The sequence below is a fragment of the Nostoc sp. MS1 genome (assembly GCF_019976755.1).
In the GTDB taxonomy this organism is placed as follows: domain Bacteria; phylum Cyanobacteriota; class Cyanobacteriia; order Cyanobacteriales; family Nostocaceae; genus Trichormus.
Genome location: NZ_AP023441.1, coordinates 1,567,723 through 1,583,413, shown reverse-complemented (window position 1 = coordinate 1,583,413; position 15,691 = coordinate 1,567,723). Strand labels below are relative to the sequence as shown.

The 15,691-nt window shown below is 39.7% G+C and carries 11 protein-coding genes and 1 pseudogene; 5 read left to right on the top strand and 7 right to left on the bottom strand.

The annotated features are described in order from the left end of the window. The first annotated feature begins 75 nt into the window (after positions 1–75). Positions 76–1,455 carry a folate/biopterin family MFS transporter gene (locus NSMS1_RS06890; RefSeq protein ID WP_224092115.1) on the top strand — a complete coding sequence of 460 codons (1,380 nt, stop codon included), beginning with the start codon at positions 76–78 and terminating at the stop codon, positions 1,453–1,455. A gap of 97 nt (positions 1,456–1,552) precedes the next feature. Then, positions 1,553–3,046 carry a carotenoid oxygenase family protein gene (locus NSMS1_RS06885; RefSeq protein WP_224092114.1) on the top strand — a complete coding sequence of 498 codons (1,494 nt, stop codon included), beginning with the start codon at positions 1,553–1,555 and terminating at the stop codon, positions 3,044–3,046. A gap of 287 nt (positions 3,047–3,333) precedes the next feature. Here NSMS1_RS06885 and NSMS1_RS06880 read toward each other — a convergent pair. Beyond that, a pseudogene (locus NSMS1_RS06880) lies at positions 3,334–3,429 on the bottom strand (Uma2 family endonuclease); the annotation flags it as partial. 110 nt (positions 3,430–3,539) lie between these two features. Here NSMS1_RS06880 and argS point away from each other — a divergent pair. Beyond that, on the top strand, positions 3,540–5,306 hold the full coding sequence (argS, locus tag NSMS1_RS06875; protein ID WP_224092113.1) for an arginine--tRNA ligase: 1,767 nt from the start codon (positions 3,540–3,542) through the stop codon (positions 5,304–5,306). A 65-nt stretch (positions 5,307–5,371) separates the two neighbouring features. On the opposite strand, the gene NSMS1_RS06870 is transcribed toward argS, so the two are convergent. The 4 genes from NSMS1_RS06870 to NSMS1_RS06855 form a co-directional block, all read right to left on the bottom strand. Continuing rightward, entirely contained in the window at positions 5,372–8,008 is a 2,637-nt protein-coding gene (locus NSMS1_RS06870; RefSeq protein ID WP_224092112.1) for an EAL domain-containing protein, read from the bottom strand. 595 nt (positions 8,009–8,603) lie between these two features. Beyond that, positions 8,604–10,367 carry a ShlB/FhaC/HecB family hemolysin secretion/activation protein gene (locus tag NSMS1_RS06865; RefSeq protein WP_224092111.1) on the bottom strand — a complete coding sequence of 588 codons (1,764 nt, stop codon included), beginning with the start codon at positions 10,365–10,367 and terminating at the stop codon, positions 8,604–8,606. Positions 10,368–10,561: 194 nt separating this feature from the next. Then, positions 10,562–11,569 (bottom strand): NADP-dependent oxidoreductase, encoded by a 1,008-nt coding sequence (locus tag NSMS1_RS06860; RefSeq protein WP_224092110.1) that lies wholly within the window; start codon positions 11,567–11,569, stop codon positions 10,562–10,564. A gap of 93 nt (positions 11,570–11,662) precedes the next feature. Further along, entirely contained in the window at positions 11,663–12,394 is a 732-nt protein-coding gene (locus NSMS1_RS06855; RefSeq protein ID WP_224092109.1) for a peptidoglycan-binding protein, read from the bottom strand. Positions 12,395–12,871: 477 nt separating this feature from the next. Between NSMS1_RS06855 and NSMS1_RS06850 the strand changes: the two genes are divergently transcribed. After that, a complete protein-coding gene (locus tag NSMS1_RS06850; RefSeq protein ID WP_224092108.1) occupies positions 12,872–14,170 on the top strand; it encodes a diguanylate cyclase domain-containing protein in 1,299 nt (432 codons plus the stop codon). A 162-nt stretch (positions 14,171–14,332) separates the two neighbouring features. Then, a complete protein-coding gene (locus tag NSMS1_RS06845) occupies positions 14,333–14,893 on the top strand; it encodes a sugar O-acetyltransferase (RefSeq protein WP_224092106.1) in 561 nt (186 codons plus the stop codon). On the opposite strand, the gene NSMS1_RS06840 is transcribed toward NSMS1_RS06845, so the two are convergent. Together NSMS1_RS06840 and NSMS1_RS06835 are read right to left on the bottom strand one after the other, a co-directional pair. Further along, entirely contained in the window at positions 14,890–15,270 is a 381-nt protein-coding gene (locus NSMS1_RS06840) for a calcium-binding protein (protein WP_224092104.1), read from the bottom strand. The genes NSMS1_RS06845 and NSMS1_RS06840 overlap by 4 nt on opposite strands. Before the next feature lie 190 nt (positions 15,271–15,460). Next, complete coding sequence (locus NSMS1_RS06835) at positions 15,461–15,631, bottom strand: DUF4926 domain-containing protein (protein WP_224095146.1); 171 nt, start codon at positions 15,629–15,631, stop codon at positions 15,461–15,463. Between the last annotated feature and the right edge of the window lie 60 nt (positions 15,632–15,691).

The following is a 15,691-nucleotide window of genomic DNA, read 5'->3' as shown; positions in this document are numbered from 1 at the left end:
GGTATAAGCTCAATGCCATATTTTCAGAAATGGATATGATAGAAAAGTAGATAAAACTTAAAGAATATTCATCAAATGCTGATTGACTCCTCTGGCTTGTCCAAGGTCAAAGACTCAGTAACAAAGCAAATCTTTTTCGGTAATGAACCCACTACCGAATTAATTGCCATCCTTAGCGTCTATTTTGTCCAGGGAATTTTGGGGTTAGCCCGGCTAGCCGTCAGCTTTTTTCTTAAGGATGAATTATTGCTAAGTCCTGTACAGGTATCAGCATTATTAGGAGTTGTTGCCTTACCTTGGATGATAAAACCATTATTTGGCTTTATCTCAGATGGCTTACCGATATTTGGCTATCGTCGCCGACCTTACCTAGTGCTATCAGGAATACTGGGGGCGATATCTTGGGTGAGTTTGGCCACAATAGTTCATACTAGCTGGGCGGCAGCTTTAGCGATCGCTCTTGGTTCTCTGTCCGTCGCAGTGAGTGATGTGATAGTTGACTCGCTAGTTGTGGAACGCGCCAGAGCAGAATCTCAGGCAAATGTTGGATCACTACAAGCATTATGTTGGGGTGCTTCTGCCTTTGGTGGCTTGATCACAGCGTATTTTAGCGGGTTGCTGCTTGAACATTTCACCACCCGAACAGTATTTTGGATTACCGCCTCATTCCCTCTCATTATCTCAGGAGTAGCTTGGTTGATTGCTGAGTCTCCCGTTAATAAAGATGACAGCAACACCAATCTCCTCAGTGTCAAGCATCAATTACAACAACTGCGCCAAGCATTCGCACAAAAAAGTATTTGGCTACCAACAGCATTTATTTTTATTTGGCAAGCCACACCTACTGCTGACTCAGCCTTTTTCTTCTTCAGCACAAACGAACTCCATTTTGAACCAGAATTTTTAGGGCGAGTACGTTTAGTGACAAGTCTTGCTTCTTTAATTGGTGTTTGGATTTTTCAACGTTTCTTAAAAAGCGTTTCTTTTCGACTAATTTTTGGTTGGAGTACAGTTATCTCCACAGTTCTGGGAATGACAATGCTGCTGTTGGTAACACACACAAACAGAGCTTTAGGGATAGATGACCGTTGGTTTAGTTTGGGTGATAGCCTTGTTCTCACCGTCATGGGACAAATTGCCTACATGCCAGTGTTGGTATTATCAGCTAGGCTTTGCCCTCCTGGTGTAGAAGCTACATTATTCGCCTTATTAATGTCAGTCTTCAACTTAGCAGGCATGGTTTCTTACGAAGTAGGCGCTATCATCATGCACTGGCTGGGAATTACAGAAACTAACTTTGATTCACTTTGGCTTTTGGTATTAATTACTAACCTCAGCACACTATTACCATTGCCGTTTCTCAACTGGTTGCCATCTGATGAAGCAGAAGCTGAAACTTCGGTATTAGTGCCAGATTCTGCTAATAGCCAAGTATCTAATTTAGTACCCGAATAATATACTCTGTGTCTCTGAGCCTCTGTGTTTGAATAAAAATTCTTCATTCTTCTCCACAGAGAGAAAGCTTTTTCATCTCATACTCTCATTTTTAGATATGCAAAGTTTCAAAACTCAAGAAAAAGACACTTCACAAAAGTCATATACTCGTGAAGACTGGCAAGGGGGATATCAATCTCTAACGCAAGAATTTGATTATTGGATTGATGATTTAGAAGGAGAAATTCCTTCAGAATTGCAAGGTACATTATTTAGAAATGGGCCAGGATTACTTGATATAAACGGGCAAAGTATTCATCATCCATTTGATGGCGATGGTATGATTAGCCGCATCACCTTTGTGAATGGTCGCGCTCATTATCGCAACCGTTTTGTACATACAGAAGGATATTTAGCAGAAAAAAACGCTGGTAAAATTCTGCATCGTGGAGTTTTTGGTACTCAAAAACCAGGTGGTTGGTTAGCAAATATTTTTGATTTCAAATTGAAAAATATTGCTAACACAAATGTCATTTATTGGGGTAATAAACTTTTGGCATTGTGGGAGGCTTCCGAACCTTACCGTCTTGACCCTAAAACTTTGGCAACCTTGGGTAGAGAATATTTTAATGGCGTTTTATCAGCAGGTGAAGCTTTTGGCGCTCATCCCCGATTTGACCCTAGTTGTGAACAAGATAATGGCGCACCTTGCTTAGTTAATTTTTCAATTAAGCCAGGATTATCCACTAAAATCACCATTTTTGAGTTAAATCCGGCGGGTGAGGTTGTGAGAAAACACGCTCACCATGTGCCAGGGTTTTGTTTTATCCACGATTTTGCCATCACGCCTAATTACTGCATTCTATTTCAAAACCCTGTTAATTTTAACCCCATACCTTTTGCTTTAGGGTTACGTGGTGCTGGTGAGTGTATTCAAGTACAGAAAAATCAGCCAACAAAAATTATTGTTATTCCTCGCTTTCCTCAAGCTGGACAAGAACAGGTCAAAATATTAAAAGTGCGATCGGGTTTTATCTTCCATCACATTAATGCTTTTGCAGTGGGAGAGGAAATTTTTGTAGACTCGATTTGCTACGACTCTTTACCAGAAGTAAAGCCGGAAAGCGATTTTCGTCAAGTTGATTTTGAAGCGATCGCACCTGGACAACTTTGGCGCTTTTACCTTAACCTCAAGGATGGGACGGTAGAACGTAAGTTAATTGAGGCTCGTTGTTGCGAGTTTCCTACCATCCACCCTGCTAATGTGGGGCATTCTTACCGATACTTATATATAGGTGCGGCTCATGCAGCTACAGGTAATGCACCATTACAAGCATTACTGAAAATAGATTTAGAGTCTGGGGAAAGACAGCTTTGGAGTGCAGCACCACGCGGTTTTATGGGTGAACCTATTTTTGTACCTCGTCCGGGTGCAGAAAAGGAAGATGATGGTTGGATACTGGCTTTAGTGTATGATGCGGCTCATCATCGTTCGGATGTATTTATTTTAGATGCTAGTGATTTTAATAAAGGCCCTGTAGCGCGGCTACATCTTAAGCATCATGTACCCTACGGTCTTCACGGCAACTTTACCCCAGAAGTATTTATCTAGATTTCTGTTGTCATTGTTGCACAACTTCCACTGTTAAACCAGTAATTCGAGCGTTGGCGCAAGCCCACCGTAGGTGTTAGCTTCAATTCACATGCCCTCTGCTAACAAGTTGAGGGCTATTCCACGCGCTTTCTCTTTCATCATTTAATAAATTACTGACTCGTGCATCGTGTCTATCCTGAGTAAACGCTGAATTATCCTTGTTCTAATACTAGCCTAGTCAATATTGCTGTTGATGCTGTGAGATGATTTTGCATTTGGCGATCGCTAAAATAACATCTATTAAGAATCAGGTTTTGTAATTCGTTATCCACTGGGATAGCACTGGAGTCTGCAAGTTTGACCAAGGATGGAAGACAGCTTAAGGGGTTGTACTGTACCATGACAGTTTTCAGTTAGATTAGCTGGTTATATTTTAGAGTTAGAATAATCAAGCCTTTCTTGATTCCACACTCAACAGCCACATTTCGCCTGTGACAGATAGTATTTATATATGAACGCTACACAAGAACAACTAAAAGTAAAACTTGAGCAGGCAATGGTTGCTGCTTTTGGTGATGAGTACGCCACAGTAGATCCGATTTTAGTTCCTGCTAGTAATCCTAAGTTTGGTGATTATCAAGCCAACGTTGCTTTATCGTTGAGTAAAAAGTTAGGACAGCCGCCGAGAGCGATCGCCTCTGCTATTGTTGAGAAGTTGGATGTCTCCCAAATCTGCGAAACTCCAGAAATTGCTGGCCCTGGTTTTATTAACCTGAAGCTGAAAACAGCATACTTAGAAGCACAACTCCAGGCTATTCACGCAGACTCACGCTTAGGCGTTCCTACAGCTAAACACCCACAACGAGAAATTGTCGATTTTTCCGGACCGAATATTGCTAAGGAAATGCACGTCGGACACTTGCGTTCTACCATTATCGGTGATTGCATTGCCCGGATCTTAGAATTTCGCGGACATGATGTATTGCGGTTAAATCATGTGGGTGACTGGGGTACGCAATTTGGCATGTTAATTGCTTACCTAAGAGAAGTTTACCCCCAAGCTCTGACAACAGCCAATGCTTTAGATATTGGTGATTTAGTCAGTTTTTATCGCAAAGCCAAGCTAAGATTTGATGCAGACGAAACCTTCCAAGAAACTGCACGCCAAGAAGTTGTGAGATTACAAGCAGGCGCAGAAGATACGCTTCATGCTTGGAAGTTATTATGTGAACAATCACGGCAAGAATTTCAAGTAATTTATAATTTGCTTGATATTCAAGTAACTGAACGCGGTGAATCTTTTTATAATCCCTTACTACCAACAGTGGTAGAAGATTTAGAAAAGTCTGGTTTATTAGTAGAAAGTGAAGGGGCAAAATGTGTCTTTTTAGATGGTTTCAAAAATAGAGAAGGCGAACCTTTACCCTTAATCGTCAAGAAATCTGATGGCGGTTATAACTACGCCACAACAGATTTAGCCGCACTACGTTACCGCATTCAAAAAGATGAAGCAAAACGGATTATTTATGTCACCGATGCGGGACAAGCAAATCATTTTGCCCAATTCTTTCAAGTAGCACGTAAAGCAGGCTGGGTTCCTGATGATGTGGAACTGGTTCACGTTCCCTTCGGTTTGGTGTTAGGGGAAGATGGGAAAAAATTTAAAACCCGTTCCGGTGATACTGTTAGGTTACGGGATTTGTTAGATGAAGCAATTTCTCGCGCTCATGCAGATTTAGAAGCTAGATTAAAAGAAGAAGAACGGGAAGAAACAACAGAATTTATTGATAAAGTTGCCCAGGTAGTTGGTATTAGTGCGGTGAAATACGCCGACTTAAGCCAAAACCGCACAAGTAACTATATTTTTAGTTACGATAAAATGTTGGATTTAAAAGGCAATACTGCCCCTTATATGTTGTATGCTTATGCCCGGATTCAAGGTATTAGCCGTAAGGGGGAAATTGACTTTGCTCAGTTGGGAGATAATGCCAAAGTCATATTACAGCATGAAACGGAATTTGCCTTAGCTAAATACTTACTACAACTAGGCGAAATTGTTAGGACTGTAGAAGAAGATTTACTTCCTAACCGCTTGTGTGAATATCTCTATGAGTTAAGTAAAAAATTCAATGCTTTTTACGATCGCAATCAAGGTGTTCCTGTATTAAGTGCGGAGGAACCACTGCGGACATCCCGTTTAGTTCTGTGCGATTTAACAGCAAGAACTTTAAAACTAGGCTTGTCGTTATTGGGTATTGAGGTGTTAGAGAGAATGTGATTTTGCTTTTCTTTGGTGGGCAATGCCCACCCTACCTATATTTCTTATAAATTACGAATTACGAATTACGAATTATCTCTATCTTTCCCCTCAAGAATTTCCGTAGCTTTTTCAGCAGAAAGAGGTTTGTAGAAAAAGAAACCTTGGACATTCTCACAATTAATTGACTTTAAAAAATCAAATTCTTCTTGTTTTTCCACCCCTTCAGCAGTTAGTTGTAAACCCAAACTTCTGCCCAATGCTACAATCGCCTTAACAATGTGTGCGACCCTGGCATCTGTGGTCAATGATTTGATGAAAGACGCATCAATTTTCAAGGTGTGGAGCGGTAAAAGTTGTAATCTCGATAGGGAAGAATGACCAGTACCAAAGTCATCAATAGCAATATCAACACCCATCAGTTGTAATTTTTCTAACACACTCCTGGTAAATTCTAAGTCCTCAATTGCTGTAGTTTCTGTAATTTCCAACTCTAAAAACTCAGGTGCTAATCCTGTCTCTGTTAGAATTTGCGAGACAACTTCTAGTAAATTGGGTTGGCGGAACTGTTTAGGAGACAGATTTACAGCCATTTTTAACGGTGGTAGTCCAGCTTGTTGCCAGGCACGAGTCTGCATACAGGCTGTTCGTAACGCCCATTCCCCAATAGGTATGATTAGTCCAGTTTCTTCTGCAATGGGAATGAATACACTTGGTGCTACCACCCCCATTTGGGGATGCTGCCAGCGTAACAATGCTTCCATCCCTGTAATTTGTCCTGTGAAAATATTGACGCGGGGCTGATAGTACACTGTTAATTCTTGGTTTTCTAGAGCATGGCGCAGGCTTTTTTCTAAAATTAGTAGTTCAGGAGTTTTGCCACTTAAACTAGTAGTGTAGTATTTATAGTTATTTCTACCTGCGTCTTTAGCGTGATACAAAGCTGCATCGGCGTGTTTAATTAAAGCTTCCGCATCAGGACTATGTTCATCCAACAAGGCGATGCCTAAACTAGCGCTGACGTAAAGCTCATGACCATCTAAATCGAAAACATCTTCTAAAGCTTTTAAAATCCTGCAAGCTGCCTGAGTGACTTCTTCTAAATATTTAATTCGTGGCAAAAGGATGGTAAATTCATCACCTCCCCAACGAGAAACAGTGTCTCCACTGCGCAGACAGTCCCCCAATCTTCGCGCCACCTGTTGTAATAAGCGATCGCCTAAACTATGACCAAGGGTATCATTAATTACTTTGAAGCGGTCTAAGTCAAGAAACATCACCGCTAAACTCTCTTGACGGCGCAACGCATTGGCTATAGCTTTAGCAAGTAATTCGTTAAATAATAAGCGATTAGGTAATCCCGTCAGTAAATCATGCAGTGCTTGGTAGCGAATTTTTTCTTCTACTTGTCGGCGTTGCCAAGCACCACTGATACTAGCTGCCATTGTTAACAGCGTCGATTCTTCATGTTTTGACCAGTAACGTTCTTGACTGCAATCTGCTAAACCCAAGAACCCCCAAAATTTACCTTCTAAATGCAGGGGGACTAATAATAGCGATTGAACACCATCTCGTCTCAGGAGTTCGCGTTCGGCATCGGGTAATTCTCGCGTCAGTTCATTGATTGAATGACCACTGTATAAAATACTATACCAACGTGTTAATCCTACAGACTGATAGGATTGATTTTGCCAGTGGAGGTGAGCAGACGAAAGATGAGAGCGATACCATTCAAATTGCAAACTGACGGCTGCCCCTTTACCATTGTGAACATGATTTTTAAATAAATAAGCACGGTCAGCCTTAGCCGCTTCACCCACCACAGCTAGAGCTTTGCCAATAGCGGTTTCATAATTCATTTCCACAACCAAGCAATTAGTAGCTTCCGCTACTGCTTGTAATAGGCGATCGCGCTGACGTAGTTCGATTTCTGCTTGTTTTTGTTCAGTAATATCTCTAGTAATATAAGTTCTAATTAAATCACTTTCTAATAAATGATGAACTGATTGCTCAAAAACTGCTCCGCCAACAGTCACTTCCCGAACAAAAGGATTAATTTTAGGATTTTCCGTAACATTCAAAATTCCTTTTAACAGAGGATGCTCTGGGCCAAGTTCCCGTAAATCTGGGAACTTAAGAGCAGCAGCCGGATTGAGATAGGTGACTTTTCCCTCTACATCTGTTTCAATAATTGGATTGGGTATCAGTTCTGGAAACGATGCTAAACGTGCTAAGGCATTCTCACTAGCACCCTCAAACTCAGTATCAACAATTACGGTTTGAAAAGGATTAGCAACTTGGGATTTATCAGATAAAAAACCAGATAAATCATCTGCTTGTGCAGATGCAAAAAAAGCTTTTTCGGAAATGTGGGAAACAGCGTAATACTTAGCCTGAGCTTGATTGCTGCCAAAGCTAATCACATCCCCGTGCTGGAGATTATGAGAATAACATCTATTGCCGTTTACAATTAAACCATTAGTACTTCCTTGTCCTTTAAAGTTACCATCGATAATGCGAAAGCTACATTGGTCAGTTCCAGGAATAGTTACCCGCAATAGAATGGCGTGTTGTCTTGATACTGAGCGACAATGAATAACAATAGCATTACTATTATGCCGTCCAATAGAATAAGTAGCCTCTTGCAGTGGTATAGTGCGATGTCCTTGTAAGTCTTGGACAACTAGAATGTGGCGAATTTTTTCCCACTCATTGCCTGGCATTATGATTTCTTAAATCCTCATTTATTTGAATATTGAATTGGAATATATTGTTGATATTTTTATTAAAGCTGTTAGTGTCAATTTAAAAGGATGCTTACCTAAATAATCCAGGTTCCATAGATTGATAATAATCGCTATTTATTGCTTTCTCCAAGACGGAGAGAGGTTTCAAGCTTTACATTTTCCTGTTTATATTTTCTTTATTATCTAGAATAAATTTAATTGCCTAATATCATACATGATATATATGCGGATATTTATATTAAGTATTGACTATAACTAAATAAAATAGGCTTTTACCTCCTCTGCATTCTACGTAATGATACTTAATTCAATCGCAGTAAACTTATTATACATAATACAATATAATGTGATTAAGCGGTAATAAGCAATAGCTCATTTGTATTTATCTAAGAACATTACTAACCAATTATCAAATACTAACAACACAGTTATTATGTAGTGTTTAAATGAACATAGTATTAAATTAGGAAAGTTATGGAAAAGGATGGGGTAATAGTTATGGTCACTCACCTATTACCGATCGCCATCGCCATCAAGGTATAACAAACGCTACAGCAGAATCGTTCAGAGACTAAAAAGGATTATTATAAATTAGGGAAAAATACAGTCCATTTTCTTGCCATGTTCTGGCTGCTGAATCTACGGATATAAGAGGAATCCCCCAATCAAGCCGAGCCGTAAAACGATCGCCACTTGACCAGCGCAAACCTAGACCAACGGCCGCCAAGGTATTAGGGTCGGGGTCTGCTCGCTGATTATTCCAGGCTACGCCCAAATCTACAAAAGGGGTGACTTGCAATAGGCCACTGTTTTGGGGTAAACGCAGAATCGGGATTTGTACTTCAGCCGAAGCAAAAGCGCCATTATCTGTTAACAGATAATCTTGTCGATATCCTCTAACGCTATCTAAACCACCTAAACCAAATTGCTCCAAAGATAAAAGCCTTGTAGATGCGATTTGTGTATTGGCTTTTACTATTAACAAGGTATCTGGAGCTAAAAGACGCGCCCATTGTGCTTGTCCCTGCCAAGAAAAGAAGCGGCTATCAGGTTCTTGGGCATTAACAGTGGCATTTAATGCACCTATACCTAGATTAAATTGCGATCGCACTGCAAAAACTTCTCGGCTGTTACGAGTAGTCCATTCTTGAAAAAAGCGTAATGCAGATATGCGAGTTCTCCCTTGTTCATCAGCACCAGGGGAAAGTTCATTGAGAGGTACACCAAAGCTTTCCAGCACTGAGGAAGATATTTCACTTTCTCGGCGAGAAGCAGTTAAACCAATCGCTAATTCCTGGGTAGGAGATTGCATCAGTGGTTGACGGTAGGTAATTTCGTAGTAACGAGAAGAAGACTCGATATCAAGAGTGCTAAAAGGTTGTTCAATGACACGACTGGAGGAAGTGCCAAAGTTAAAACTCAGCGTACCATTACGGGAATTAAGAGGTAAAGTGTAGCTCGTATCAAAAGTATTACTGCCATCAGTATTGCTATAAGCTGCACTGAGGCTATCGCCTAAACCTAGCAAGTTGGCTTCACTGAGTTGAATCCGACGGCGAAAACTACCCACTCCGGGCGATCGCCCATTATCGATCGCTAACTGAACATTGAGGGTTTTCGCTTCGGCGATTTGTACCTGTAGTATGCTAGTACCTGGACGAGAACCTGCTGATAATTCGGCTGAGAGATTTTGAATTAAAGGGTTGAGTTGTAGTAGCTGTAGTGCTTCTAGTAACTTATCGCGGTTGAGGGGTGGTTGAGTGGCGATCGCTAAACGACTACGTACATAATTAGAGTTGAGTCGCCGATTACCGCTAATTTGAATATCCTCTAACCTCCCTTCCACCACCTGAATTTTAATCACACCAGATTTAATAGTTTGGGGTGGGATATAAGCACCAGAAGTAATATAACCCTTACTAACGTATAGTTCGGTGATTTTAGACCGCGCCTGAAACAATTCTGCTAAAGTAATCGGTCGTTGAGTAAACTCAGCTGTAGCCTGGGCTAACTCTTGTTGACTAAACACCGTGCTGCCGACGACCTCAAACCTTTGTACTGTGATTGTTTGAGGTGTATCGGTTGGTGTTGGTTGCTGTGGGTTGATATCCCCTGAAGGCGGTTCAAGTAACTCTGCTGGTGGTGGTAGTTGCTGTGGCGGCTGGGGAGAAGGTAAAGGAGCGGGTATAGGCGGTTGGATATCTTGTGGCTGCGGCAGTTGTTGCGGCTGATTTACAGCTTGAGCCTTCACAGGTTGCACATATATACTGTTGAGTACCAAAAAGATACTCAAAGACAACCAAGACACTGCAAGCTTTGGGCGGCGATAAATCATGCTAATAAGGTGTTATTTGCCAACAATAATGAGATTTGTACGGCTACGGCTTTAGGAGTGAATATTACTTCATCTTTTACGGTCATTACACACTTACCAACAAAATTTTATCTAGTAAGAGTAATATTAAATTTCTGAAATAGGAACAGGTTACAGAGGAAGCAAACCAATGACCAATGACCAATGACCAATAACTAATGACCAACCTCAACAATTAACTTACCAAAATTATCGCCTCGCAACAAGCCAATAAAAGCTTTAGGGGCATTTGCCAAACCTACAACAATATCTTCTTTGTACTTCATTTGCCCTGACTGCAACCATCCACTGACATCACGGGCAAAATCAGAAAAACGGTGTTGGTAGTCACTGACTAAAAAACCCTTAATTAAAGCTCTTTTAGTCAATAAAGGTAGCAAATTCGGCCCTGGAGGTGGGGAAGTAGAATTATATTGAGAAATCAAGCCCACCAAGGGGATTCTCGCTCCCAAGTTGATTTGCTGCAAAACAGCTTCTAAAATTTCCCCGGCTGTATTGTCAAAATAAATATCTATACCATCGGGTGCAGTTTCTTTCAACGCTGAAGATAGTGGTTGTGTTCGGCGGTTAATTCCTGCATCAAAGCCTAATTCTTTCACGATATAATCAAGCTTTTCATCACTGCCTACAATTCCTACAACTCTTGCGCCCTTAATCTTAGCAATTTGACCTGCTACTGTACCAACAGCACCAGAAGCAGCAGAAACTACTACAGTTTCCCCAGCTTTAGGTTGTCCTATATCTAATAAAGCAGCATAGGCAGTTAGACCAGGCATACCTAATACACCCAAATTGTAGGATAGAGGAGCCTGTGTTGAGTCGAGTTTGCGTAGTGTTTCACCTTTAGCAACAGCGTAAGTTTGCCAACCATGACTGCTAAGAACAAAATCTCCTGGTTGAAAGTCTGGGTGATGCGATTTAATTACTTGGCTGACTGTTCCACCAACAATAACTGAGTTTAATTCCGTTGAGGCTGCATAAGAAGCATTGGCACTAAGACGACCACGCATATACGGGTCAAGGGATAGATAAATAGTACGATTGAGAACTTCACCTTCCCCTGGTTCGGGAATAGGTGTTTCTATCAGAGCAAAATCACTCTCTTTTGGTTCTCCAACAGGGCGGTTTTTGAGTAGGATTTGTTGGTTGCTTGCATCAGCCATAGAAATTTTGTTTAATATATAGAACTGATGCTTAAGTTACATGAAGTCTTTGATTTTTTCATCAGGCGATCAGCCATGCCCTACCTAATATAACTAAGCGTTATTAAACATTGGCTGAAGAAATAGCTTCCCTTCTGCTACTCGTCTACGCTTCAAGCCAGCCTCAACGGGACTACTAGGGTTTCTGTACATAATTAGTGTGGATTCAATATTGTCCCATTCTTGGTTCTTCAAGACTCTAGAAATAGTCTCGAAACCCTTAGAACCGTAAAAATTAGCACCCAAGTTATAAGCAAAACTTAATAAAGCTCCCTGTTGGTAAGGGCTAAAATCTTGCCAGCCGGGTATTTTTTCTAAAGAAGGTAAATAGTTACGTTCTAATTGAATAATTAATAGTTCATCTGCTTCTGCTTCGGTAATTTTCTCACCTAACGACCATTCGCTACCATCTTTTTTACAGGTGGAACCCCAGCCAATGGTGTAAGGTTTACCTTTAGATAAAGGATCAGGGTAAGCAGTCAGCTTACATCCTTCAAATTCCTTAATCAGCTTCACCCCAGGTAGTGGTAATTTGCCAGAAGTGCCACCATAAAGTTCTGCTAGTTGTTGAATTAACTTATTTAGAACCGTGCGTGTTTCTAATCCTACAACTCCATCAGGAGTAACACCTTGTTTTTGCTGAAATTGTTTGACAGCGACTTCTGTTTTGTCACCAAAGTTACCATCCACTCGACCTGGATCGAATTTAAGTTTAATTAAGCATTCTTGCAATTCACTCACTTGTGAACCTTTTCCACCTTTTTGCAGAGTTTCAGTAAGACTCATCTTCAACCTAGTTGTTTGATTAATAGTTTATACAAATAATAATCAAACCTGTCTGTCTTTATACGCAAAGCTTCTGTAATAAAAAGTTATATATAGAGGTTTTTTTCCCTCTATGCCTCTGTATCTCTGTAGTTAATTATACTACTAAGAAAAAGAGGGATCAATAATATTTCTCTACTGTGCAATTAGAATATTTATCTAATTAGAAAATAGGTGTTTTTTAAGCTACCAATGTGCTTATTAAGCCTAATATTTGGATACATAAAATACAAAACAAAATAATTTATTTCGACTAAAATCATCATTTGATAATAAACTTATGCTAACCTCTATTAACTAATGAATGTTACCTTATATCAGTATCTTGATGAATGGCTATACTGATATATTAGAGATTGATTATCATAGAATTAATAACTTTTAGATTAAGTTGATGCTATCAACAACATCTTAACCTTAGCAAATGGGCAATTTAACATGGTCTCCCCCAAAATCCTAGTTGTTGAGGATGAAATAGTCCGGGCATTAAATATTAAAAATACTTTACAATCATTAGGTTATAATGTTCTAGAGATTACAAAATCTCCTGAAGAAGCAATTAAAAAAGTAGCAGACATCCACCCAAATTTAGTATTATTTGATATTTCTATATCTCAAAGAAATAATGATTTACAATTAGCAAATACTATTCAGACTGATTTCCATATACCCGTGTTATATCTAACTGAGTATTCAGATTATTTAGAACTGCATAAAAATCAAAAATATCAGTCATATAACTATCTTTTAAAGCCATTTGCAGAAAAAGATTTACATTTAGCTGTAGAAATGGCTTTTAGTCAGTATAAATTTAATAAAAAATTACATACAGAAAAAGAAAAAATGGCAGCGATTATTAACAGCATGGGCTGTGCAGTAGTTGTTACCTTTACTGATGGGCGTGTTCAGATGATAAACCAGATGGCTGAGAAGCTAACTGGTTGGATACAACATGAAGCTTTGGGTAAGCATTTAGCAGAAGTTGTCAATCTTGTTGATCAGGATATGGACGAAGTAATTGGTAACTTAGCTACACAAGCGATGCAAACTGGGGAAATTGTGAATCTGCCGGAGAACTGTACGCTAATTTCTAGGGATGGCAGAGAAATACCGATAGGAGATAATATTGCGCCGATTTGTGATAGTGTCGGTAATGTTACTGGTGCAGTCTTAGTTTTTCAAGACGTGACTCAACGTAAGCAAGGGGAAGTACAATTACTACACAATGCTTTTTATGATGGACTGACTGGCTTACCCAATAAAGTTTTACTTTTAGATCGGCTCAAACAAGCAATTGAACGTAGTAAACGCCGCAGTGATTATCGTTTTGCGGTGTTGTTTTTAGATTTAGATGGTTTTAAGGGAATAAACGATCGCTTCGGTCACGGTATGGGAGATGATTTTTTAGTAGCGATCGCTCACAGGTTAGAATCATGTGTACGTAGTGGAGATACTGTAGGGCGATTTGGTGGCGATGAATTTGCCGTATTATTAGAAGAAATTCGTGACGTTAACGATGCTATCAACGTAGCCAAGCGTATTCAAGACACCTTGGGATTACCCCTGAACTTGAACGGACAGCAAATATTTACTACAGCCAGCATTGGTATTACTTTAAATAACGGTAGTGACGATGAACCAGAAAGCCTATTAAGAGATGCAGATCATGCGATGTACCTTGCTAAACAAAAAGGTAAAGCACGTTACGGCGTATTTAATAAGGCTACTAATTATTAATTAACTTTTAATATATGTTCGGATTCATATATCAAATTTACAATACTGGTATTTCCGCTAACTTTATTGAAATTATATTTTCTTCAATATCAACCTTAAACCAAGTTATTTGAGATATTGTGAGTACTTGTATTCTCCGCGCCTCCGCATGAGGCAATTAATATGGAAAAAACCGAAAAACAAAAAATGCTAGCGGGTGAATTATACCTATCAAGCGATCCAGAATTAGCAGCCGAGAGTAAACGAGCCAGTCGTTTGTTACGGATGTACAATAGCACAACCGAAGAACAACCAGAACAACGCAGGCAAATTCTACAAGAGCTATTTGCCCAGATAGGTGAAACGATTTTTATAGTACCGCCGCTTCATTGTGACTATGGTAGTAATATCTACGCTGGTAATAACTTATATATGAACTATGGTTGCGTCATTTTAGATTGTAATCAAGTAGAAATTGGTGAAAATGTCTTATTCGCTCCTTATGTGCAGATTTATACTGCTTACCATCCCACAGATCCAGAAATTCGTCTATCTGGAAAAGAATTAGCTGCCCCAATTAAAATAGGTAATAATGTCTGGATTGGTGGTAATGCAATTATTTGTCCAGGAGTAACAATTGGGGACAACACTACTATCGGTGCAGGGAGCGTAGTCGTACAAGATATACCTGCTAATGTTGTAGCAGTAGGGAATCCTTGCCGAGTAATTCGGTATTTATCTTAAAATTTGTATCCTCTACCTAACCAATATAACCAATCAGCGATCGCTTCTTGGGTGTCCTCATCCACATCAATAGGCTCTATTTCCGACAGCTTGGCAGTATGTATATCATCTTCCTTACCCCCAAGATATGCAACTTCCACATACATATCTCTCAAACAATCATCCTCTGGAGCCATACCTAGTACTTCCACAGGTTTTTCGTCAATGGTTGAAGTTTTGCGTGATTTCTTCTTCCATTTACCCATAAAGGGAAATTCCAACATATCGTCAAGGTAGTAGTACCACCCCATCGCTCTATCTTCTTTATCTTCAGCATCAGCAATAATCTCTGTTTCGATCCGATGCTCTCTTGTTTCGTCGCGTTCAACACTAGCCATAACACACAGACTTGCTCAATATACAGTTTGATATGGTAACTTGTTGAGTTATATCTGTCGATAAGCCACTACTAAATATTTATAGCAGAAGGCAGGAGGTAAAGTCCTACTATTTTAAGTATTTAAGCTTGGAAAATGTCCTAAATTTATGTGACTACGACTATAGCAAAAGCGTTACCCCAAAAAACTTTTACAGAAATTCAAAAGTTTGTCCGTTGCGATCGCTAAACTCTAGTTCAAACCCAGCACCATCAGCCAATATTTCTACGATTGTACCAACTTGACCACGCAGTAAATTATACTCTGGTAAGTCAACTGTGAGTGCTACTATATCCAGCAACTTAGGTGCATTTATACTCATTTTCTGTTTTCTAATCATAAGTCTTGTTCAGTTAGAACTGCAGTTTTATCGTTTGGCTGG